The 21,788-nt window shown below is 64.5% G+C and carries 17 protein-coding genes; 8 read left to right on the top strand and 9 right to left on the bottom strand.

All coding sequences use genetic code 11. The features are described from left to right. The first annotated feature begins 100 nt into the window (after positions 1 to 100). Positions 101 to 571 (top strand): DUF2852 domain-containing protein, encoded by a 471-nt coding sequence (locus tag AC0L2Y_RS14540; RefSeq protein ID WP_473557140.1) that lies wholly within the window; start codon positions 101 to 103, stop codon positions 569 to 571. A 97-nt stretch (positions 572 to 668) separates the two neighbouring features. Beyond that, a complete protein-coding gene (locus AC0L2Y_RS14535) occupies positions 669 to 1,427 on the top strand; it encodes a M48 family metallopeptidase (RefSeq protein ID WP_473557137.1) in 759 nt (252 codons plus the stop codon). A gap of 8 nt (positions 1,428 to 1,435) precedes the next feature. On the opposite strand, the gene AC0L2Y_RS14530 is transcribed toward AC0L2Y_RS14535, so the two are convergent. Further along, positions 1,436 to 1,654, bottom strand: coding sequence for a hypothetical protein (locus AC0L2Y_RS14530; protein ID WP_352464644.1), 219 nt, complete (start codon positions 1,652 to 1,654; stop codon positions 1,436 to 1,438). Between the two features lie 166 nt (positions 1,655 to 1,820). Between AC0L2Y_RS14530 and AC0L2Y_RS14525 the strand changes: the two genes are divergently transcribed. The 6 genes from AC0L2Y_RS14525 to AC0L2Y_RS14500 are packed head-to-tail and all read left to right on the top strand — an operon-like array spanning position 1,821 to position 7,420. Further along, on the top strand, positions 1,821 to 2,480 hold the full coding sequence (locus tag AC0L2Y_RS14525; protein WP_473557215.1) for a phosphoribosylanthranilate isomerase: 660 nt from the start codon (positions 1,821 to 1,823) through the stop codon (positions 2,478 to 2,480). A 33-nt stretch (positions 2,481 to 2,513) separates the two neighbouring features. Continuing rightward, complete coding sequence (trpB, locus tag AC0L2Y_RS14520) at positions 2,514 to 3,764, top strand: tryptophan synthase subunit beta (RefSeq protein WP_473557135.1); 1,251 nt, start codon at positions 2,514 to 2,516, stop codon at positions 3,762 to 3,764. A 2-nt stretch (positions 3,765 to 3,766) separates the two neighbouring features. Continuing rightward, positions 3,767 to 4,606 carry a tryptophan synthase subunit alpha gene (gene trpA / locus AC0L2Y_RS14515; RefSeq protein ID WP_473557132.1) on the top strand — a complete coding sequence of 280 codons (840 nt, stop codon included), beginning with the start codon at positions 3,767 to 3,769 and terminating at the stop codon, positions 4,604 to 4,606. A gap of 37 nt (positions 4,607 to 4,643) precedes the next feature. Continuing rightward, positions 4,644 to 5,570 (top strand): acetyl-CoA carboxylase, carboxyltransferase subunit beta, encoded by a 927-nt coding sequence (accD, locus tag AC0L2Y_RS14510; RefSeq protein WP_473557130.1) that lies wholly within the window; start codon positions 4,644 to 4,646, stop codon positions 5,568 to 5,570. Positions 5,571 to 5,625: 55 nt separating this feature from the next. Continuing rightward, positions 5,626 to 6,951 carry a bifunctional folylpolyglutamate synthase/dihydrofolate synthase gene (locus tag AC0L2Y_RS14505; protein WP_473557129.1) on the top strand — a complete coding sequence of 442 codons (1,326 nt, stop codon included), beginning with the start codon at positions 5,626 to 5,628 and terminating at the stop codon, positions 6,949 to 6,951. A gap of 49 nt (positions 6,952 to 7,000) precedes the next feature. Next, positions 7,001 to 7,420, top strand: coding sequence for a VOC family protein (locus AC0L2Y_RS14500; RefSeq protein WP_473557126.1), 420 nt, complete (start codon positions 7,001 to 7,003; stop codon positions 7,418 to 7,420). 48 nt (positions 7,421 to 7,468) lie between these two features. Here the strand turns inward: AC0L2Y_RS14500 and AC0L2Y_RS14495 are convergent, their stop codons facing one another. The 8 genes from AC0L2Y_RS14495 to ahcY form a co-directional block, all read right to left on the bottom strand. Next, positions 7,469 to 7,750: a cupin domain-containing protein gene (locus AC0L2Y_RS14495; RefSeq protein WP_023718287.1), complete on the bottom strand. Its 282-nt coding sequence runs from the start codon at positions 7,748 to 7,750 to the stop codon at positions 7,469 to 7,471. Positions 7,751 to 7,881: 131 nt separating this feature from the next. After that, entirely contained in the window at positions 7,882 to 8,205 is a 324-nt protein-coding gene (gene trxA / locus AC0L2Y_RS14490) for a thioredoxin (protein ID WP_023677558.1), read from the bottom strand. A 73-nt stretch (positions 8,206 to 8,278) separates the two neighbouring features. Further along, entirely contained in the window at positions 8,279 to 11,791 is a 3,513-nt protein-coding gene (gene addA, locus AC0L2Y_RS14485) for a double-strand break repair helicase AddA (protein WP_473557123.1), read from the bottom strand. After that, entirely contained in the window at positions 11,788 to 14,925 is a 3,138-nt protein-coding gene (gene addB, locus AC0L2Y_RS14480) for a double-strand break repair protein AddB (protein ID WP_473557120.1), read from the bottom strand. Before addB ends, addA begins: the two co-directional genes overlap by 4 nt. Next, positions 14,922 to 15,680, bottom strand: coding sequence for a nucleotidyltransferase family protein (locus AC0L2Y_RS14475; protein WP_473557118.1), 759 nt, complete (start codon positions 15,678 to 15,680; stop codon positions 14,922 to 14,924). The genes addB and AC0L2Y_RS14475 overlap by 4 nt, the downstream gene beginning before the upstream one ends. 41 nt (positions 15,681 to 15,721) lie before the next feature. Further along, positions 15,722 to 17,233 (bottom strand): tRNA (adenosine(37)-N6)-threonylcarbamoyltransferase complex ATPase subunit type 1 TsaE, encoded by a 1,512-nt coding sequence (gene tsaE, locus AC0L2Y_RS14470; protein ID WP_473557115.1) that lies wholly within the window; start codon positions 17,231 to 17,233, stop codon positions 15,722 to 15,724. A gap of 8 nt (positions 17,234 to 17,241) precedes the next feature. Then, positions 17,242 to 19,803, bottom strand: coding sequence for a sensor histidine kinase (locus tag AC0L2Y_RS14465; RefSeq protein WP_473557113.1), 2,562 nt, complete (start codon positions 19,801 to 19,803; stop codon positions 17,242 to 17,244). 188 nt (positions 19,804 to 19,991) lie between these two features. After that, entirely contained in the window at positions 19,992 to 21,392 is a 1,401-nt protein-coding gene (gene ahcY, locus AC0L2Y_RS14460) for an adenosylhomocysteinase (RefSeq protein ID WP_473557110.1), read from the bottom strand. Positions 21,393 to 21,788: the final 396 nt, after the last annotated feature.

Below are 21,788 nucleotides of genomic sequence, written 5' to 3'. Positions count from 1 at the left end.
TCCGGTTTTGGCGGTTGCTGTCTTGAATCGCCGTTTTCTCCATCCCATTTCGATTCCACGCAGCCGGATTTGGCTGTCTCCAACTGAAGGATTGGGAGAAATGAACACATCTGCATTGATCCGTCCGGCCTGGACGCCGGCGACCATCGCGTTGATGGTGATCGGGTTCATGGTGTTCTGGCCGCTCGGCTTAGCCATGCTCGCCTACATCATCTGGGGCGACAGGCTCGACGGCTTCAAGCGTGACGTCAACCGCGCCACCGACGGCATCTTCGCCGGCTGCCGCCGCGGTTCCGATAAGGCCGCGCGCTGGGGTCATGGCTCCGCCCGCACCGGCAACGTCGCTTTCGACGATTGGCGCGAAAAGGAGCTCGAGCGGCTTGCCGAGGAACGCCGCAAGCTCGACGAGATGCTGAGCGAGTTCGACGAATATGCTCGTGAATTGCGCCGCGCCAAGGACCAGGAAGAGTTCGACCGCTTCATGGCCAAGCGCAACAAGTCGACGTCGCCCACGACCGGATCGACGACGAACAACAAATCCAGCGGCACGCCGGGCCTGCTCGACGAGTAAGGTCCAGTGCGCAGATAAATAATCCAACGGCGTCGCGTCAGCGGCGCCGTTTCTTTTTTGTTCTAGTCGTTTCCCTCGAATCACGTATCGTCTCGGAATGTCCTTCGGCTTCTTTCGCACCCCGACGAAACCCAAGCCCACGCCGGTCGTGGAGCGCGAGCATTGCGTTGCCGGCCGCACGCTGCCGCTCAAGATCGTCGAGAACGACCGGGCGCGGCGCCTGACGCTGCGCATCGATTCCGGGGGGCGCGGCCTGCGCATCACCGTGCCGCCGGGGCTGCGGCGCGGCGAGGTGGAAAAATTCCTCGACCGCCATCAGGACTGGCTGGAGCAAAGGCTGGCCAAAGTGCCCAATCGGCCGCAGGTGCGGCCCGGCATCAAGATACCGGTGCGTGGCGTGCCGCATCGCATCGTCCATGAACCGTCGAAACGCGGCACCGTCACGCTGTCGCGCGACGAGCGCGGGCCGCTGATGATCGTGCATGGCGAACGCGTGCATCTGCCGCGCCGCATCGCCGATTTCCTCAAGCGCGAAGCCAAGCGCGAGATCGAAGCGCTGGTGACCAAGCACAGTGCTGCGGTCGGCAAGCGCGCCAAGGCGATCCGCTTCAAGGATACGTCGAGCCGCTGGGGATCGTGCACGTCGGAGGGCAATCTGTCGTTTTCCTGGCGCATCATGATGGCGCCGCGGCCGGTGATAAACTACCTCGTCGCGCATGAGGTGGCGCATCTCAAGGAGATGAACCACGGCCCGAAATTCTGGAAATTATGCGAGCAGCTTTGCCCGGACACCGTGCGCTGCAGGGACTGGCTCAAGCGCAATGGCGGCGCGCTGCAGGCGATCGCGTTCGAGTAATTGTCCGATCAATCGTCATTCGCCGCGTTCAACTCCTCCGGCCGCAACCCCTCATCGACATGGCGCGGCCAGGGCAGGAAATCCTGCTCGAAGGTGTCGTTGCTGAAATAGGCCAGCGCCCGGTGCGCCTCGGCGCCGTTGAAAGCGGCCTTGTCCATCAAATGAGCGATGACCTCATGGGCCTGCGCCAGCTTGTGCCTGAGTTCCGCGACGGTCTTTTCCGGCATGGTCTTTGTTCTCCCGCCTTTGTGCCTGAGCAAGTAGCGCGTTGCGCTCTTATATTAGCAAGGTGGCGCGTTCCGCTCTTACATTAGCAAGGTAGCGCGTTCCGCGCTGGCGGCAAACAGGATGCTTTTTCTCGACTCTTTGGCCGTTTCGTGCCAATCCCGCGCCATGGCGCTCGACATCAAGATATGCGGGTTGAAGACCGACAAGGCTCTGGCTGCGGCATTGGCCGGCGGCGCCAGCCATGTCGGCTTCATTTTCTTTGCCAAAAGCCCGCGCTATGTCGAGCCGGCGGAAGCCGGCCGCCTGCGCGAAGCGGCGCGCGGCAAGGCCAAGGCTGTTGCGGTGACGGTCGACGCCAGCGAGGCGTTCCTGGACGAGATCGTCGAAAAGATGCAGCCCGATATGCTGCAGCTTCACGGCGTCGAAACGCCCGAGCGGGTGGCCGAGGTGAAGGCGCGCTACGGCTTGCCGGTGATGAAGGCACTGCCGGTCGGCGAGGCTGCCGATCTCGAGCGGGTCAAACCCTTCATCGGCATTGCCGACCGTTTCCTGTTCGACGCCAAGCCGCCTAAGGGTTCGGAATTGCCGGGCGGCAACGGCCTTGCCTTCGATTGGCGCGTTCTGGCCGGCCTTGACGCCGGCGTCGATTACATGCTTTCCGGTGGGCTCAATGCCGGCAATATCGGCGACGCCCTTCGGCTGGCGAACCCGCCCGGAATAGATGTTTCCTCGGGCGTGGAGAGCGCGCCGGGCATCAAGGAACCGGCGCTGATCGAACAATTTTTCCGGGCCGTCGGGGCAGCACGCGACAACCGCGCCGCCTGAGCACGCTTAAAACCACAGACCAGGAGATCGGCGATGGACAGGCCGGCGATACCGAATTCCTTCCGCACCGGCCCCGACGAGCAGGGCATGTTCGGCATTTTTGGCGGTCGTTTCGTTGCCGAAACGCTGATGCCGCTGATCCTCGAGCTGGAACGGCACTGGAACGAAGTCAAGAACGACCCGGATTTCAAGGCCGAACTGACCGATCTCTCGACGCATTATGCCGGCAGGCCGTCGAAGCTCTATTTCGCTGAAGGCCTGACCCGGCATCTTCGCGAGGTTTCCGCGGCTAAGGGTCTCGGGGGCGGCGCAAAAGTCTATTTCAAGCGCGAGGACCTGAACCACACCGGCTCGCACAAGATCAACAACTGCCTCGGCCAGATCCTGCTCGCCAAGCGCATGGGCAAGACGCGGATCATCGCCGAGACCGGTGCCGGCCAGCATGGCGTCGCTTCCGCCACGGTGGCGGCGCGCTTCGGGCTCCCTTGTATCGTCTATATGGGCGCGACCGACGTCGCCCGGCAAAGCCCCAACGTCTTTCGCATGAAGCTTCTGGGCGCCGAGGTGCGGCCGGTGACCGCCGGCCACGGCACGCTGAAGGACGCCATGAACGAGGCGCTGCGCGACTGGGTGACCAACGTCGAGGATACCTACTACCTGATCGGCACCGCCGCCGGCCCGCACCCCTATCCGGAGCTGGTGCGCGACTTCCAGTCGGTGATCGGCACCGAGGCGCGTGCCCAGATCCTCGAGCAGGAAAGCAGGCTGCCGGACACAATCATCGCTTGTGTCGGCGGCGGTTCCAACGCTATCGGCCTGTTCCATCCCTTCCTCGATGACAGTGAGGTGCGCATCATCGGCGTCGAAGCCGGCGGCCGCGGCCTCGACGGCATCGAGCATTGCGCCTCGATGAGTGCCGGCGCGCCCGGTGTGCTGCACGGCAACCGTACCTACCTCCTGCAGAACGCCGACGGCCAGATCATGGACGGCCACTCGATCTCGGCCGGCCTCGACTATCCCGGCGTCGGGCCGGAGCACTCGTGGCTGCGCGATTCCGGCCGCGTCGACTATGTGCCGATCCTGGACAGCGAGGCGCTGGAGGCGTTTCAGTTGACGACACGCGTCGAGGGCATCATTCCTGCGCTTGAATCGGCCCATGCCATCGCACAGGCGGTGAAGATCGTGCCTGATATGGACAAGGACCAGATCGTCATCGTCAACCTGTCCGGCCGCGGCGACAAGGACGTGCATACGGTGGCCAATATGCTGGGCATGGAGATCTGATCATGGCCACCCGTATCGACCGCCGCATGGCAAAGCTGAAGGCCGAGGGGCGCCCGGCACTCGTCACCTATTTCATGGGCGGCGACCCCGACTACGACACGTCCCTGTCGATCATGAAGGCGCTGCCCGGCGCCGGCAGCGACATCATCGAGCTCGGCATGTCGTTTTCCGATCCAATGGCCGACGGCCCGGCGATCCAGGCGGCCGGCCTGCGGGCGCTGAAGGGCGGCCAGACCCTGGTCAAGACGCTGAAGATGGCCTCGGAATTCCGCGCCGGCGACAGTGAAACGCCGATCGTCTTGATGGGCTATTACAATCCGATCTACATCTACGGCGTCGAGCGCTTCCTGAGCGATGCGCTGGCCAGCGGCATAGACGGGCTGATCGTCGTCGACCTGCCGCCTGAGATGGACGAGGAACTTTGTATCCCGGCAATCAAGGCCGGCATCAATTTCATCCGGCTGGCGACGCCGACCACCGACGACAAGCGCCTGCCCAAGGTGCTGCAGAACACGTCGGGTTTCGTCTACTACGTCTCGATGACCGGCATTACCGGTTCGGCGCTGGCCGACACCGGCAAGGTGGCGGCAGCGGTCAAGCGCATCAAGAGCCATACCGACCTGCCGGTCTGCGTCGGCTTCGGCGTCAAGACCGCCGAGCAGGCGCGCACCATCGGCGCGTCGGCCGACGGCGTCGTTGTCGGCACGGCGATTGTCAATGCCGTCGCCAACGTGCTCGGGCCGAAGGGCGAAAAGACCGCCGATCCGGCCGAGGCCGTCGCCACGCTGGTCAGCGGACTGTCACAAGGGGTTCGCGCGGCTCGCCTTGCTGCCGCCGAATAATCTTCCTACGTCTTCTTAAGGGACAGGAGCCGAAGCGATGAACTGGATCACCAATTACGTCCGTCCGAAGATCAATTCGATGCTCGGCCGCCGCACCGACATGCCGGAAAACCTGTGGATCAAGGATCCCGAGACCGGTGAAATGGTGTTCCACAAGGATCTGGAGCAGAACCAGTTCGTCATCCCGTCCTCCGGCCACCATATGAAGATATCGGCAAAGGAACGGCTGAAATTCTTCCTCGACGACGGCAAATACGAGGCGCTGGAAAACCCTAAGGTCGTTCAGGATCCGCTCAAGTTCCGCGACGAGAAGCGCTACGTAGACCGGCTGAAGGATGCCAAGGCCAAGACCGGAATGGAAGACGCCATCATCAATGCGCTGGGCACGGTCGAAGGCGTGCCGGTGGTGGTGACGGTGCAGGATTTTGCCTTCATGGGCGGCTCGCTCGGCATGGCGGCCGGTGACGCCATCGTGCATGGTTTCGAGGTCGCCTTGCAGCGCAAGCGGCCGCTGATCCTGTTTGCGGCCTCCGGCGGCGCCCGCATGCAGGAAGGCATCCTGTCGCTGATGCAGTTGCCACGGACCACGGTCGGCGTCGACAGGCTGAAGGAGGCCGGCCTGCCCTACATCGTCGTCCTGACCAACCCGACGACCGGCGGCGTCACCGCCTCCTACGCCATGCTGGGTGACGTACACATTGCCGAGCCCGGCGCGCTGATCGGCTTTGCCGGCCCGCGTGTCATCGAGCAGACGATCAGGGAAAAGCTGCCCGACGGCTTCCAGCGCGCCGAATATCTGATGGAACACGGCATGGTCGACATGGTGGTGTCACGGCTGGAGATGCGCCAGACGATTGCACGGCTGCTGAGAATGCTGCTCAAGCTGCCTGAAGAGCAAAAATCGCAGGAGCCGGAGATCCTGCCGCCGTCGGTGATTCCGGCCGAAGCCCGGCCGCACGCCTGACGCATTCGCCACGAACTGCGATTGCGCGCCGTCCGTGGCGCGCCTAGGATTCGCCATGACCACGCTTGCCGCCGACCGCGAAATCGAAAGCCTGATGGCGCTTCACCCGAAGGGCTTCGACCTTTCGCTCGACCGCATTTCGCGGCTGCTCGAACGCCTCGGCAATCCGCAGGACCAGTTGCCGCCGGTCATCCACATCGCCGGCACCAACGGCAAGGGCTCCTGTGCCGCCTTTTCACGGGCGCTGCTCGAAGCCGCCGGCTACCGCGTCCACGTTCATACCTCGCCACATCTGGTGAACTGGCACGAGCGCTACCGGCTGGCCGCCGATGGCGGCGGCAGGCTGGTGGACGACAAGGTCTTCGCCGAAGCCATCGCCCGCGTCGCCAAAGCCAATCAAGGCCAGAAGATCACCGTCTTCGAAATCCTCACCGCCGTCACTTTCCTGCTGTTTTCCGAACATCCGGCCGATGCCGTCATCCTCGAGGTCGGCCTTGGCGGCCGCTTCGACGCCACCAATGTCATCGCCGAGCCGGCCGTGTCGGTGATCATGCCGGTGTCGCTCGACCACGAAGCCTATCTCGGCGACCGCGTCGAGCTGATTGCCGCCGAAAAGGCCGGCATCATCAAGCGCGGATGCCCGGTCGTCATCGGCGCGCAGGAAAGCGAGACGGCGCAGCAGGTGCTCATCGAAACCGCCGAGCGGCTCGACGGCCCCGCCTTCGTCTATGGCCAGGATTTCCTTGCCTATGAGGAAAACGGCCGCATGGTCTATCAGGACGAAGATGGGTTGATGGACCTGCCGCCGCCGCGCCTGCCGGGGCGCCATCAATTCGCCAATGCGGCGGCGGCGATCGCGGCGGTCAAGGCGGCGGGCTTCGAGATCAGCCACCGAGCCGCCGAGAAGGCGATGACGAATGTCGCCTGGCCGGGCCGCATGCAGAAGCTGCCGCAAGGCCGGCTGAGCGAACTGGCGCCGAAGGGCGCCGACATCTGGCTCGACGGCGGCCATAATCCCGGCGCCGGCGTGGTCGTCGCCGAGGCGCTGGCCGAGCAGGAGGAAAAGAACCCGCGGCCCCTGTTCCTGATCTCGGGCATGATCAACACCAAGGACCAGAGCGGCTATTTCCGCGCCTTCAAAGGGCTGGTGCGGCATGTCTACACCGTGCCGGTGAGCCTGAGCGACGCGGGCGTGCCGAACGACGAGCTGGCGACGCGCGCTATCGAGGCCGGTCTGTCGGCCGAACCGGTCAGTTCCGTCGCCAATGCGCTGATGCTGCTGCGCGACACATGGGACGGACCGCCGCCGCGCATCCTGATCGGCGGATCGCTTTACCTGGCCGGCGCGGTATTGGCCGAAAACGGCACGCCGCCGGTTTGAGGCGTGCTTCACCCGGACACACTTACCAGACCACCGCGAGGAGCCAATCATGATCAAGGTAAAGCAGCTCGCTCACGTTTGCATTTTCGCGAATGACCTGGAGATGACGCGAAGCTTCTATCGGGACGTCCTCGGCATGGACACCCAGTTCAATTTCCTGCGCGACGGGAAGATTTTCGGCTTCTACCTCAATTGCGGCAGCCGTAGCCATGTCGAGGTGTTCCAGAAAGACGACGCCAGCTATAGCGACTTGAACCAGATCAACCACTTCTGCCTCGAAGTGGAAAACGTCGACGCCGCGATCGCCCATCTGAGGTCAAAGGAGGTTGATATCACTTCCAAGAAACGCGCGTGCGATGACACCTACCAGGCTTGGATCCGCGACCCCAATGGCGTGAAGATAGAACTGTTCGAATACACTGAGAAAAGCGCCCAATTCGTCGGCGGCGATCGTATCGCGGATTGGTGAATAGCGCCTCGCCGGACAATTGTAGCGGCGCAGCCGATGGTTGGTGGACTATTTCAACTCGACCTCGATGAAGGCGAATTCGCCATCGTTTGCGCTGATGACGTCATGTTCGACGCCCTCGTTGCGGAAATACGGCGCGCCCTTCTTCATTTCGGCGAAGGATTCCCCATCCTTGGTCAGGAGCTTCACCTTGCCGTCGGTCAGCGGCACGATCACATAGTCGTGGCCATGGCGGTGCCAGCCGGTGTTGTCTCCCGGGGCGAAGCGGTATTCGGTGACGATGACGCGCTCATTGTCGATGAAGACGGTGGCCTTGGCGGATCCGGTCATATCGCTTCTCCTTTGTATTCAGAAGAGAAGAATACCGGGCAGCAAGCCGCGAGTGCCAGAGCGGCCCACCAATGACGCCAGCAAAAGAAAGCCCGGCGCAAGGCCGGGCTTTCTGCAAAATTTTGATCGGATCAGGCGAGGCTGCCGTTAATCCAGTGCGACAATGCCGTTTTCGGCGCGGCACCGACCTTCATGTCGGCGACTTCGCCGCCCTTGAAGATCATCAGCGTCGGGATCGAGCGCACGCCGAACTGCGCGGCCAGCTCAGGATTTTCGTCGATGTTGAGCTTGGCGATCTTTATCTTGCTGCCGAGTTCGATGGCGATGTCCTCGAGCGCCGGGGCGATCATCTTGCACGGGCCGCACCATTCCGCCCAGAAATCGACCACTACCGGCTCCTTGGCGTTGAGCACGTCGGCCTGGAAATTGCTCTTGTCGACCTTGACGGTGGCCATGCTGAGATCCTTTCGATTTGTTCGTCGCACCAAATGTGGTGGTGATCGCATCCGTGTTCAAGCAAGTGTTGTGTCACGCTCCCGTGAGTCTAGCAAGCGCGTCGTCCATGGCCCCTGCCGGCAGCTCGATCAGCCGCGGCGCCTCGGTAAACAGCAGCGCCGCCGAGACCTCGCGTCCCTGATAGAGCGGCTGAAGCAGCGCGCGATAGAGTCCGAGCTGCAGAACATAGGCTTGTGGCACTTCGGCGAGCGTAGCCGGCGCTGGCCGATTGGTCTTGTAGTCGACGATCGAAACCTTGTCCGGCGTTACTGCCAGCCGGTCGATCTTGCCGGAAATCGAGCGCAGTTTGCCCCTCACCTCCAGGCTGCCCATGATGGCAACTTCGGCGCGCGAATTTGGCGCAAACAGCGGCGCAAAGCGGCTGTCGGCAAGAATTCTGAAAACGCCAGCCAAGGCCTTGTCGCGCTCGTCGTCGGGCCATGCCGCGCCGGCTCTTGCCAGATAGCGTTCGGCGGCATCCCGGCGTTCGCCCTCGGCGATGCCGGGCAGCATCTGCAGCAATTTGTGCAGCGCCAGCCCGCGTATGACGGCAAAGCCGGGCTCGGCGTCGGCATCCAGCACCGGCGAACGCGTGTCGGCCACCGCTTGCCGCGCCTCGTCGATCAGCACCGAGGCGCCGGACGGCGACAGCGGCCGCGGCAATTCCTCGAAGGGCGGCAGAGGCTGGAACAGGGTCTCCGGCAATGGCGCAAAGCGTTCCGCCTGTCGTGCCTCATCCACTGACGCCTGCGGCATCGGCGGCAGCTTCGTCACCTGAAAACGATGCACGGTCTCGCCAGTGGCGGGATGCCGGCGTTCTTCGCTCTCCGCGGCACCGACCAGTGCTCGGCTGACGATCGAATGCCAGGTGCCGGTATTCGGCGCCCGTTTGCCATGGTAGCCGCAGATGATCAGCCGATCCTCGGCGCGGGTCATGCCGACATAGAGCAGCCGGCGATATTCATCGTCAGCGAGTTCGCGAGCGCGGGCCGATGCGGCGCGTGAAAATCCATTGGCGACATCGCTGGCCGAGCGCCAGAGATAGCCCTTGCCCTGCCAGCAGTCGCCCGAGCCTTCGAACGGCATCAATCTTGGCAGGTGCTGGTCGCTGAACGGCGCCGAGCCGCCATCGACAAGGAATACCACCGGCGCTTCGAGGCCTTTGGCGGCATGCACGGTCATGACGCGAACCTCGTCGCGGGTCTGGTCCATCTCGCGCTTGATCTCGGGGCCGGCGTTTTCCAACGTCGACAGGAAGGATTCCAGTCCCGGCAGGCCGGTCCGTTCCTCGGCCAGGCAGAAATTCAGGAGTTCGTCGAGAATGTCGCCGGCCTCCGGCCCGAGCCGCGCGATCATCTTCTTGCGCAGGCCGTCGCGGGCGAGGGCCGCGGCATAGAATTCGAACACCGGCTTGAATGCGGCCTCGTTCGACCATGTGTCGAGCCGGCTGACGACGGCGTCCAACGCCTCGCTTTCGCCGGCATGCCGGCGCAGCGAGGCGATCAGCGAGACGCCCGACGGCCTCTCGGCAGCAAGCGCGAAAAGCTGCTCTTCCGAGACATCGAAGATCGGGCTGCGCAGCACGGCGGCCAGCGACAGATCGTCCTCGGGCTGGATGAGAAAATGGCCGAGTGCGATCAGGTCCTTCACCGCGATGTGGCCGGGCAGGCTGAGCCGGTCGGCGCCGGCCACCGGAATGTCGCGGCGCTTCAGCGCCCGCGTCAGCGCATGGACGAAGCGGTCGCGCTTGCGCACCAGCACCAGCACGTCGCCGGGCTGGAGTTTCTTGCCACGCCCTTCGATCACCTCGCCGCCGCCGATCCAGCGGGCAATGGTCGCTGCGACGTTTTCAGCGACGCGGACTGCCGGCGCGTGAGCATGGTCGACCGCTTGCGTCCAATCGTCCGGTTCGTCGACGACGTCGGCGCCGATCGACGGCCAGACCTCGACATAACCCGGCGCATCGTTGCGGATCGCCTTGTGGTCGAGCGGATCGGGATCGTGACTGATGCCGCGCCGCACGTTCGGGTCGGCAAAGACACGATCCACCGCGGCAAGAACATCTTCGGTCGACCGGAACGACCAGGTCAGCTTGAGATCGGCGAAGGCGGCGGCGGCGGATCTAACTTTGCCGGCAAACAAAAGCCGGCTGTCGGCAAAGGACTCCGGGGCGGCTCCCTGGAAGGAATAGATCGACTGCTTTTCGTCGCCGACAGCAAAGATGGTGCGGTGGACGGCGTCGCGTGCGCCGAGCCCGGCAAAGAACTCCTCCGCCAGCCGCTTGACCACCTCCCACTGGTCGGGACTGGTGTCCTGCGCCTCGTCGAGCAGGATGTGGTCGATGCCCTGGTCGAGCTTGTATTGCACCCACGGGCCGGCATCGGGCCGCGCCAGAAGGTTGACGGTGCGGGTAATCAGGTCGTTGAAGTCGAGGAAGCCGCGGGCGCGCTTCAATTGCTCGTAGCGGGCGATCAGCCAGTCGGCGATGGTCAGCGCGGCACGCGTGCCTTCCAGCATCCTGAACAAGGCCAGCCGGTCGGAGATCTCGAGAATGGCGTCGACCGCCGCCAGATAACGTTCGGCAAGATCGGGCAGCCGGTCAAGCAAGGCCCTTTTAAACGTCTTTGCCGGATCGTAAGGCTCGCCGTCGGCCCTCAGGAAAGCCTTGGAGAGCAAATTCAGGCGACGGACCGTATCCTCCTCGGCAAAGGCAAGGCGGGCGTAGGGCAAGAGATTGTTCAGTACGATGCGCGCATCGGCGGCCTCGGCCGCCCGTGAAAAGGTGACGAGATAATCCGGCAGGAAGCCGGGCAGCGGCCAGACCGAGGCGGCTATGCCTTCGGCGGTCTGGCCGGCGCGGAACTGAAACTCATCGAACAGCGCCTGAAAACCATCGCCGCCGGCCGCGGCGATGAACGCGCGCAAGCCATCGCGCTTGCGCACGATCTCGGCCAGCAGTGCGTCGAGCCCATGTTCGCCGCCGCGCTCCAGCACGGTGGCAAACGCCTCGGCCAATGCCGGATCGCCTGCAACGCCGCCCGAAATCATGTCGCGGCGGGCGGCGGCGAACAGCGAGGCCTCCATCTGCGGATCGAGCATTTCGAAATGCGCCGGGATGTTGGCTTCCAGCGGGAACTGATGCAGCACCGATTCACAGAAAGCGTGGATGGTCTGGATCTTCAGCCCGCCCGGTGTTTCCAGCGCCTCGGCAAACAACCGCCGCGCCCGGCGCATGGTTTCGCGGTCGGGCTGGCGGCCGTCCAGCGCCTCTATCCGTGTCGAGAGCTCGGCATCGCCCAAGGCCGTCCATTGCGACAGCGTCGAAAACACCCGGTTCGACATGTTGGCGGCGGCGGCACGCGTATAGGTCAGGCACAGGATCTTGGACGGATCGGTGCCGCGCAGCAGAAGCCGGATAACGCGCTGGGCGAGCACGTGGGTCTTGCCCGATCCGGCATTTGCCGACACCCAGGCGGAATTGCGCGGGTCGGAGGCGCTTGCCTGACTGGCGGCAGTGTCCGTTGGAACGGGGTAGGCCTTTTTCATGCCTCCCCTCCCTCGTCGTCGGCGTCGCCGCCAGCCGACCATTCGAGCACGCGGGCGAGATGGTCGTAGTCGCCGTCGGTCTCACCCTCGCGGAACGGCAGCGCCCGCGACAGATAGCCGGTCGCCGGGTCGGCGTAGTGGATCAGCAATTTTTCCAGCCGCGCCCAAGCCTCTTCGGCGAGATCGGCGGCGGTTCGCGGCTTGCGGTTGTATTCGAGGATGGATTCCTCGAACACCTCGCCGTTCGGCTTCAGCCGCACAAAGGCCAGTTGCGACGGCTCGCACGCGCCAAGCTCCTTGAAGGCGCCGCGACGCAGCAGCGCGCCTTCCAGCGCCAGTTGCGGCGCGAGCAGCGTGTGCGCCTGTGCCTTGGATGGCGAGGAGCCGGTCTTGTAGTCGAGGATGTCGGCCATGCCGCCGGCCAGCAGATCGATGCGATCGGCATAGCCGGACAGGGTCACGCCGGATCGGCCGACACCGGTCTTTTCGGCGCGTTCCTCGGCGTGCCGCCGTGCCACGGCGGCGGCCCGGCCGCGCTCCCATTCGATGATGCCGGCGGCAAGCCTTTCGAAGCGCGGCCACCATACCGCCTCGACATCGGCGGGCAGGGCCGCCTCGGCAAAGCAGGAGCGGCCTGCGGCGATGAGCCCGTCCAGCGCTTCCGGCGCGCGCGGGTCGGCCACCGTCCGCGAGAACAAGTGCAGAATGGCGTGAAACAGCGTGCCGCGCTCGGCAGCGCCCGGATCGCGAATGACCGGATCGAGCGGCATCAGACCGAGTATCCTTCTGGCATAGACCGCATAGGGATCGCGACGTAGCGTTTCGATCTCGGTGACCGAGAAGTGGTGCGGCCTGGCAGTGAGCGGCGGTTTCGGCTGCGGCCGCGGCGCAAAGTCCTGCTTTTCGCCGGCATCGAGCGCACGCGCCCAGGCAAGCAGTTCATCGCCGCGCCGGCGAAGTGCCGCGGCATGATCCTCGCCGACGAAGGTAAGGATACGCTGCAGCCAGCGCGAGGGCACCGACGGTGCGTCGCCGGAGCGGGCGGAGCGAGCCAGCACCACTTTTTTGGCGCCCATGGCCATCTGGAAATCATGGGCGGCAAGGCCGATGCGCCGCTCCGGCGGCTCGAGATCGATGCCGGTCTTCATCAGCCGCGACATGAAGCGGTCGCTCTCCAGCTTGCGCGGCCACACGCCTTCGTTGAGCCCGCCGACGACCAGCGTATCGACGTCCTGAAGCCGCGCTTCCAGCACACCCCAGATGGCGATGTTCCTGTCGGTGCCCTGCGCCGGCTTGACCGTCTCGGGCGCGATCAGCGCCTCCATCACGTCAGGCCATTCGTCAGCGGCGAAGGAGAACGACACCGAGGCCGCGACCAGCCCGCGCAAGAGCTCGGCGAGCTTTTCGCCGGCATCGCCGGCGTAGAGTTCGCTCAGGCCTCCGTCAGCAGCGCGGCCGAGGCTTTCGAGCACGCCGACACTGGCGCGCACAAGCGTTGCAAGATCGGCATTCTCCTCGCCGCGAAAAGCAACCAGCGGCGCCAGCGCAGCCGTTAGCCGGATCAGCAGATCGCGCGCCTGTTCGATGCGCCTGACCGAGAGCCGCGATCGCCAGAAGGGTGGGCGGCGATTGCCGCCGCCGTCGAATTCGAGGAGCCGGGTGTCGAAGAGCTGCGGCAGCGACGCCACGTCCGGGCGACCGGTGCCGCCGCGCAGCGCCACGAGTTCGACGATTTCGGCCGCATGGCGCACGCTTGCCCGCTCCAGGCCGAGGCCAAGCAGGGGATGCTTGAGCAGCGACAGCAGGGCGACGGGGTCGCCGGGGCGGAAGACTGCCTGAAGCGCCAGCCTGAGCAGGCTGGCGGCTGGCGTGTTGATGAGCGGCGTGCCGCCGGAATCGTCGGCGGCGACGCCGAAGCGCAACAGCTCGACTGAGACGCGCCGCGCCAGCGCGCGGTCGCCGGTGACAAATGCGGCGCGCTGGCCGGGCTTTTCGACAGCCCGTTTGAGCGCGACGGCGATCGCCACGGCTTCGTCGCGTTCGCTGGCGGCTTCGAGAAGCGTCACATCGGCGAAGGCCTCGGCAATATCGCCGGCGGTGAAACGGGCGCGCGTCCCGGCCCAGAGCTCAGTGGTCTCCGCCGGGCGCAGCGCTTCGCCGACGAGTGCGGCGCGCAGTGCAAGCGGCCGCGGCGCAGCAGCAAGCTCTTCGACCTCGGCGCGCGGCACGCCGATCTTGCCGATCAACTTTGCCAGGCCGTATTGCGGGTGGCCAAGCAGGGCCGGGCGCGCACCAAGTGCACTGATCGCGGCAAAGGAGGGCTCGTCCAGCGTCCGGTCGAGGCCGGGCAGCACAACGGCGCCATTGGGCAGGCCGGCAATCACGGCAAGCAGCTCGGCCGTGGCGGGAATGGAACCGGTGGAACCGGCGGCGATCACCGGTCCGGCCGGCGGATTACGCTTCAGCCGCGCCGCCTCCAGCCTTATCAGGGCATTGCGATGCGCGGCCGGATTGGAGCGATGGCGTTCCTCGAGCAGCTTCGGCCAGTTCTCGGTGACGATGGTCAGGAAATCGAGCGTCACCTGCCACCAGCCCGCCAGGTTGCCGGTCACAAGGTCGGCGAGCCTCGCCCAGTCCGTGCCCTCGGTCTCGACCTCGTCCATCAGGCGCGCAAGGTCGCGCGCCAGCCAGATCGCGTCGGCGGCCGAGGCCGGGATGACGATCTCCTCGTCGAACAATGCCGCGACATGTGCCGGCAGGCGGCGTTTCCACGCCCGCACCAGCGGCGCAAGCAGCAACAGGCGCTCTGCCGCGGCGATCGGCGGCGCAAGGTCGATAGCGGCCGAAGCTCCCGCATCGAAGGCGGCTTCATCTTCATCGAATTCACCGAGCGGGCGGATGACCGGCAGGATCGCCGAACGGCTTCCCGAGCGCGAGAGAGCATCGACGAAGACGCCACGAAGCGCCCGCGCCGCACGGCGCGTCGGCACATAGATGGTGAGATCGGCCAGCACCAGCGGATCGCCGTCATAGGCAAAGCCGGGAACCAGGCGCCCTGCAAGCAGCGCCTCGGCCAGCGTCGGCAGGAACGGCGCTCCGGGCGGGATCGAGAAAACGCGGCGGGAGCCGCTCATTTCGACTCGGTAAGAGCGCCGGGTGCCTCAGCAAGAGCATCGGGCGTGCCGGCAAGCGCAGCGGCGACCGCTGCTTCCGCCCGCGGGATCGCGTCAGGTGTGCCGACAGTGATCCAGTGGCCACGCATCGTCATGCCGAACAGGCGGCCGGCGGCGATTGCCGCATCGAAATAGGCGTTGAGAGAGTGTGGGCCGGCCGGCGCATCCTTGAAGATGCGCGGATGGACGATTGCGGCGCCGGCATAGATCAGGCCGGCGGGATCGTTGTTCGCACGCCGCAAGGCGCCGTCCGGCGCCATCAGGAAATCGGTGCCGCCGCTATGTCCGGTTGCCGACTGGAGATCCGCAAGCATCAGCAGAATGTCCATTGTCGCGCCCTCCCATGCAAGAGCAAGACGCCTGAAATTGGAAACGCCGCTGTCGATCCAGAAGGTGTCCGCGTTGAGCACATAGAAGGGCGCCCCTAAACTGGGCAAGGCCTTGACGATACCGCCGGCAGAGTCGAGCAAGCCCCCACTCTCATCCGAGATGACAATTCTCGGCGCACTGCGGCGGGTTACATGGTCCACGATCTGTTGCGGCAGGTAATGGACGTTGACGACGGCCTTGGCGACGCCGGCTTCGGCCAGGCAGTCCAGCCCCCAGTCGAGCAATGTCTTGCCGGCGATCTTGACCAGCGGCTTCGGCATGGTGTCGGTGATCGGCCGCATGCGCTTGCCGAGCCCGGCGGCGAGCACCATGGCGGTCGTCGGCATCGGTCCCTCGTCCGATGCCTCCAGGCCCAAATCCTTAGCCGTCAAATCGAGCGTTCCTCCAGCAAGCCGTGGGCGATGTAGAAATCCTGTAGCCCGGCCAGCGCCGGATGCGCCAGTGCCCGGCGAAGATAGTCGCGGATGCGCGGCAGGTGCTTCAGATAATAGGGCTTGCCGTCGCGTTTTTCGAGCCGCACGAAGATGCCGAGGATCTTGGAATTGCGCTGTGCGGCCATGATTGCATAGGTTTCGCGGAATTCGTCCTCGTCGAATACGCCAGCGGCGCGGCGCGCGTCGATATAGGCGCCAAGCGTGTGCTTTTCGATTTCGGGTGAGATGCTGACGCGCGCGTCCATAGCGAGCGAGGCGACGTCGTAGGCTGACGGCCCGATCAGCGCATCTTGGACATCGACGACGCCGAGGCGGTCGTGACCGGAACGGTCAGCGCGCCAGATCAGGTTGGGCGAATGGAAGTCGCGCAGCATCAGCGTGTATTCGCGCCCCTCAAGCCGATCGAGCACCGCATTCCATTCGCTGCGGTAACCGGCGCGCAACGCCTCGCTTGGCGGAGCGCCTGATATCGCCGGGACATACCAGTCGACCAGCAATTCGGCCTCGATCATCATGGCGTCGCGGTCGAAAGGCGGCACCTCGTGGAAGACGCCGGGGCCGGCCTGCATGCGGGCCGGCCATGTTTTGCCGTGCATCATGGCAAGCAGTTCGGCCGCCGCCGCATAACGCGCGACCACCGGCTGGCCGCGCTTGTCGAGAAACCCTTGGGAACCGAGATGTTCCAGCAGGAGAAAACCCTGGTCGAGGTCCTGGGCATGGATTTCCGGGACGCTGACGCCGCCGGCCCGCAAGGCCCGGTCGATGGCGACGAACGCCGAAACGGATTGCGCGGTGTGGGCGATCTCGGCATAGGGTTTGCCGTCGCGGACTGGCGGTCCGAGCAGCAGCCTTGGCGAGTTCATCAACACGCGCGGCGGAAAGCCGGCGAGCGTGACGATCTCGTAGGAGCGGGCCGAGGCATCACCAATGAAATATCGTCGCTGCGCTTCGCCCCAACCGGCCCGGCCGAGAAAATCGCGCATCGCCAGCGATCGCGCCGCGCGCTCGAAGGCGGCGCCCTCTCCCGACAGTCTCACCAGTCGGCCGTCGCCCTGCTGGAGAAGTTCGACCAGCACCGAGGTTTTCGGCAAATATGCCTCTGCCCGCTCCGGCCATTCGACCAGCGCAGCCCCTTGCGTCAGCGCCTCGTCGAAGCCGAGCTCGTCCAGCTCGGATGCCGTGCCCAGGCGGTAGAGATCGAAATGATGGACCGGCACACGCGCGTCGTAGCTCTGGACCAGGGTGAAGGTCGGGCTCGGCACGTCGAGGCCGGCATCGTCGGCCAGTGCCCTGATCAGCGCCCGTGCCAAGCTCGATTTGCCGGCGCCGAGATCGCCCTTGAGAGCGAGCACGTCGCCAACGCGCAGCGACATGGCGAGATCCTCGCCTAGCCTTGCCGTCGCAGCCTCGTCGGCGAGAAAACGCTCAAGCACCAACACCGCCATCGAACGCGCTACTCGGCCGCGGCGCGGATGCCGGAAGGCGTGTCGGGAAAGGCGCAAACAACCGTGGTGCCCTTATCCCTGCCGGTCTCGATGCGGACACTGCCGCCATGCAGTTCGACAAAGCTCTTGACGATCGACAGGCCGAGCCCGGCGCCACGGCGGCGGCCGCCATTGGTGCGCGGCTCGAAGCGCCGGAACACGGAGTCAAGCAAGTCCGGCGGCATGCCGGGGCCGTCATCGTGAACGGAAAATTCCACGCCGTCGGCAAGTTGGCGGCAGGCGAGCGTTATGGTGCTCGCCTCCGGCGCGTAATTGGCGGCATTGCTGAGCAGATTGTAGAGGATCTGGCGGACGCGGATCTCGTCGCCGTGGAAGGTCTTCGGTGCGGCCGCCGCGTCGATCCTAAGCTTGATCGCATGTTCCTCCAGCCGGTCGGCGACCAGTTCGGCGGCGGCCGTAATGGTTCGGTCGATGTGAACTTCGGAAATGTCGAGTTCCATGATGCCGGCATCCACCGTCGCCAGATCGAGGATGTCGTTGACGATGGTGAGCAGGACCGAGGAGGACGAGCCGACATGCCCGATATATTCGCGTTGCTTCTGGTTCAGCGGACCAGTCGACGGCAGTGAAAGAAGCTCGGTAAAGCCGATGATGTTGGTCAGCGGCGAGCGCAGCTCATAGGAGACGTGCTGCACGAATTCGTTCTTGATCTGGTCGGACTTTTGCAGCGCCTCATTCTTGTCCTTCAGCGCCCGTTCGACATTGACGCTGTCGGTAACGTCGACGAAGGTCATCATCACCTGGCCGTTGGGCAAAGGGATGACGGCGTAGCGCAAAACGGTGCCGTTGTTCAATTCGGTCTGGCCGTGGCGGTCGCGGCGCTCGTCGTCGAAGCCGGTGATGGCGGCAACGAACCCGCCCCACGGACTGTCGACGGCACGGCGGTCGCACAGGTCGCGGATCGTCGAGACATGAACGTTGGGTTTTGAGGAATCGGCATCCAGCCCCCACAATGCCGCAAAGGCCGGGTTCGACAATCTCAGCCTGCCGTCGGGGCCGAAGACAGCGACGCCTTCGGCGAGGTTGTCGAGCGTCTCGCCCTGGACCCGCACGGCGGTCTGGTAGCGGCTTTCAAGGTCCATCTTCTCGGTCAGGTTCTCGAACACCCAGGTGACGCCGCCCTTGGGCTGCGGATTGGCGACGACGCGAATGGTCTTGCCGTCCGGCAGATGCCACCAATGCTCCTGCGATTCAACCGCGCGGTAAGCGCCGAGCAAACCCTCTTTCCAGCGCCGCCATTCGGGCTGCTCGGCGATCTTGCCTTCGCTGCGCAGGCGATCGAGCAGCAAGGCGTTATCCGGCGCACTGTGCAGGAAGCCACTGTCGAGGCCCCATAGTTTCTGGAACGCCTGATTGAAAAACCGCAATTTCTCGTCGGTATCGAAGATCGCCACGGCGGTGTTGAGCTGATCGAGCGTATCGGCGTGGCTCTGCACGGTCCGCTCATATTCGGCGCGAATGGCCTCGATAGCGCTGATGTCGCAGGCAAGACCAGCCGAACCATCCGCCCCGGCAAAATCGGTCACGGCAAACACACGGCGGTCGCCTTCGATGACCGTGGAGAGTGTCTGTTCGAAGACGGGGTGCGACTTGTGTTGCGCAGCGATCGTGTCGCGCGCCTGGCCGCCGAGGAATTCCTTGCCGTCACGGACCGCCGCTTCGGCATTCTCGACCTCGACCGCTTCGGCATAGGCCCGGTTGACCCATTTCAGCCGCCCGTCGACGGTGCGCAGCCATGATGGCATCTTGAGCGCATCCAGAAGGCCGATCAGCGTCTCATGGTCGGCGGCCAAGCGCTGGTTCTCGATCTTCAGCCTGGCCTGGCTTCGCTGTGTCTCCGAAAGCGAGACGAAGCGAACCAGCACATGCGCCGCACTCTTGCGGCCGTGAACCTCGAGCGGCTGGCCGGCCTGCGATTCGATGACCAGATCGAACGGCTTTGCCTTGTCGCGCAACGCCGCGACGGCATGTTCGAGTGCGGCCGCCGAACGCGGCATCAGCCAGCGGCCGAAAGCCAGGAAAGCGGCCCGGTCCTCCGGCGCGCCGCTTTCGATCGGCAATGTCCCGACAAGCTCAGGTTTCTTGTTCTCGGCCGCCCATACCACCACGCGCTGATCGCGGGAATGGAGCAGCGCCTCCGAGCGCTGCAGCGCTGCATTAACGTCGGCGATGCGGGTCCTGAGCTCGGCATTTTCCGCCGAGGTGCGCGCCCTTTCGCGGATCAGAAAGATGGCCGACAGCAATGCCGCCCCCATGACGCCGACGAACATGGCGAGTTGCATGACCTCGACCGTGCTGACCGACAGCCCGGCCTTTTGCGCCACGCGGGTTTGGGCATGTGCAGCAAAGCCAAGCAGCGGACCAACCAGCGCGGAAGAAGCAAGCAGCACCCCGACACGGCTGCCGGCACGCCATAAAAGGCTGCCGCCTCTGGCAGCGGAGCCCGTGTTCGAATCGCTATAGCCGCCGGAAACGGCCTGTCCCGCGCAAGGCGGGTTATCCCCCGGCATGTCTTGGTCCTCTTCGCCGCCTGAATGCAAGACCGCCCTGATGCGTGCGCCCGGGCCTCGTCCCCGGACCGCGAATCAGCACCATAGCGCTTGCGCGAATCGGCGTGAAGAATCAATCAGCGCAAAAATAAAGCCGGGCGAAAAGTCAATCGCCCGGCTTCAATATCTAGTGGCAAGTTTCGCCGTGGTTAATAGCGGTAGTGTTCCGGCTTGAACGGTCCCTGCGGAGTGACGCCGATATAGGCGGCCTGTTCGCCGGACAGTTCGGTCAGGCGGGCTCCGAGCTTGTCGAGATGCAGGCGCGCGACCTTTTCGTCGAGATGCTTCGGCAGGACATAGACCTGGTTTTCGTACTGGCCGGGCTTGGTGTACAGCTCGATCTGGGCCAACACCTGGTTGGTGAAGGACGCCGACATGACGAAGCTCGGGTGGCCGGTAGCGTTGCCGAGGTTGAGCAGACGGCCTTCCGACAAAAGGATCATCCGCTTGCCGTCCGGGAAGGTGATCATATCCACCTGCGGCTTGATGTTGGTCCATTTCAGGTTGCGCAGCGAGGCCACCTGGATCTCGTTGTCGAAGTGACCGATGTTGCCGACGATCACCATGTCCTTCATCAGGCGCATATGGTCGAGGGTAACGACGTCCTTGTTGCCGGTGGTGGTGATGACGATGTCGGCCGTCGGCGCCGCGTCTTCGAGCGTGACCACCTCGAAACCGTCCATCGCCGCCTGCAGCGCGCAGATCGGATCGACCTCGGTGACCTTGACGCGGGCGCCGGCGCCCTTGAGCGAAGCCGACGAGCCCTTGCCGACGTCGCCATAGCCGCAGACGACCGCGACCTTGCCGGCCATCATCGTGTCGGTGCCGCGGCGAATGCCGTCGACAAGCGATTCCTTGCAGCCATATTTGTTGTCGAATTTCGACTTGGTGACGGAATCATTGACGTTGATCGCCGGGAACGGCAGCAGGCCTTTTTTCTGCAACTGATAGAGTCGGTTGACGCCGGTCGTCGTCTCTTCGGTGACGCCGCGGATCGCTTCCTTCTGCTTGGTGAAGAAGCCGGGCGATGCCTGCATGCGCTTCTTGATCTGGGCAAACAGGATTTCTTCCTCTTCGCTGCCCGGATTGGACAGCACATCCTCGCCGGCCTCGGCGCGGGCGCCGATCAGGATGTACATGGTGGCATCGCCACCGTCGTCGAGGATCATGTTGGAGGTGTCGCCATCGGCCCACTGGAAGATCTTGTCGGTGTAGACCCAATAATCCTCCAGCGTCTCGCCCTTGACGGCAAACACCGGAATTCCGGCCTCGGCAATGGCCGCGGCAGCGTGGTCCTGGGTCGAGAAGATGTTGCAGGAAGCCCAGCGGATATCGGCGCCGAGCGCCTTAAGCGTTTCGATCAGCACCGCCGTCTGGATGGTCATGTGCAGCGAGCCGGTGATGCGCGCGCCCTTGAGCGGCTTCTTGTCGCCGAATTCCTCGCGGCAGGCCATCAGGCCCGGCATTTCGGTTTCGGCGATCTCGATCTCCTTGCGGCCCCAGCCGGCAAGCGCGATGTCTGCGACCACATAGTCCTTGCTACCCGTCATGGCAGTGCTCCGATGCGAATTGATTGCGGGACGCGCCCGCCCCGAAGGCGTGCCGGAGGGCGCGAGTTGCCGGCCTGACTAGCAGATCGGGAGTGGGACGACAATGGGATATAAAGAAATCTTTATCCGTGCATGTCTTCAGCGGCGGCGGCCATGAGAGCGCGCAGAAGGGGTGCTGTCCAAGGTGGCCGCCCCTCAGACCTCAGATCGGCAACACTTTCAAAGCCGGAAACAAAAAACCCGCCTCGGCGGGCGGGTCTTCGGGGCCAATTGGCACCATAGCGAGATTAGTAGCATAGCTGCCGGCACAAAGCAAGAACAAAATACGCGACGGTCGCGCAAATATGCGATTTCCTTCACTGCCGCAAGGTTGCGCCCGAACATGCCGCAGCAGGT

It is taken from the genome of Mesorhizobium sp. WSM4830 (assembly GCF_055811495.1).
The sequence above is the reverse complement of the archived record's forward strand: the minus strand, read 5'-3'. Positions and strand labels throughout refer to the sequence as shown.

What these genes read in the sequence shown, in the direction of transcription:
- addA (WP_473557123.1), bottom strand. Translation starts at nt 11,791, where the DNA reads ATGAAAAAGGCCTACCCCGTTCCAACGGACACTGCCGCCAGTCAGGCA.
- AC0L2Y_RS14525 (WP_473557215.1), top strand. Translation starts at nt 1,821, where the DNA reads ATGGCGCTCGACATCAAGATATGCGGGTTGAAGACCGACAAGGCTCTG.
- accD (WP_473557130.1), top strand. Translation starts at nt 4,644, where the DNA reads ATGAACTGGATCACCAATTACGTCCGTCCGAAGATCAATTCGATGCTC.
- trxA (WP_023677558.1), bottom strand. Translation starts at nt 8,205, where the DNA reads ATGGCCACCGTCAAGGTCGACAAGAGCAATTTCCAGGCCGACGTGCTC.
- AC0L2Y_RS14505 (WP_473557129.1), top strand. Translation starts at nt 5,626, where the DNA reads ATGACCACGCTTGCCGCCGACCGCGAAATCGAAAGCCTGATGGCGCTT.
- ahcY (WP_473557110.1), bottom strand. Translation starts at nt 21,392, where the DNA reads ATGACGGGTAGCAAGGACTATGTGGTCGCAGACATCGCGCTTGCCGGC.
- AC0L2Y_RS14495 (WP_023718287.1), bottom strand. Translation starts at nt 7,750, where the DNA reads ATGACCGGATCCGCCAAGGCCACCGTCTTCATCGACAATGAGCGCGTC.
- AC0L2Y_RS14540 (WP_473557140.1), top strand. Translation starts at nt 101, where the DNA reads ATGAACACATCTGCATTGATCCGTCCGGCCTGGACGCCGGCGACCATC.
- AC0L2Y_RS14530 (WP_352464644.1), bottom strand. Translation starts at nt 1,654, where the DNA reads ATGCCGGAAAAGACCGTCGCGGAACTCAGGCACAAGCTGGCGCAGGCC.
- AC0L2Y_RS14475 (WP_473557118.1), bottom strand. Translation starts at nt 15,680, where the DNA reads ATGCCGACGACCGCCATGGTGCTCGCCGCCGGGCTCGGCAAGCGCATG.
- AC0L2Y_RS14500 (WP_473557126.1), top strand. Translation starts at nt 7,001, where the DNA reads ATGATCAAGGTAAAGCAGCTCGCTCACGTTTGCATTTTCGCGAATGAC.
- tsaE (WP_473557115.1), bottom strand. Translation starts at nt 17,233, where the DNA reads ATGGCGGTGTTGGTGCTTGAGCGTTTTCTCGCCGACGAGGCTGCGACG.
- trpB (WP_473557135.1), top strand. Translation starts at nt 2,514, where the DNA reads ATGGACAGGCCGGCGATACCGAATTCCTTCCGCACCGGCCCCGACGAG.
- AC0L2Y_RS14465 (WP_473557113.1), bottom strand. Translation starts at nt 19,803, where the DNA reads ATGCCGGGGGATAACCCGCCTTGCGCGGGACAGGCCGTTTCCGGCGGC.
- addB (WP_473557120.1), bottom strand. Translation starts at nt 14,925, where the DNA reads ATGAGCGGCTCCCGCCGCGTTTTCTCGATCCCGCCCGGAGCGCCGTTC.
- trpA (WP_473557132.1), top strand. Translation starts at nt 3,767, where the DNA reads ATGGCCACCCGTATCGACCGCCGCATGGCAAAGCTGAAGGCCGAGGGG.
- AC0L2Y_RS14535 (WP_473557137.1), top strand. Translation starts at nt 669, where the DNA reads ATGTCCTTCGGCTTCTTTCGCACCCCGACGAAACCCAAGCCCACGCCG.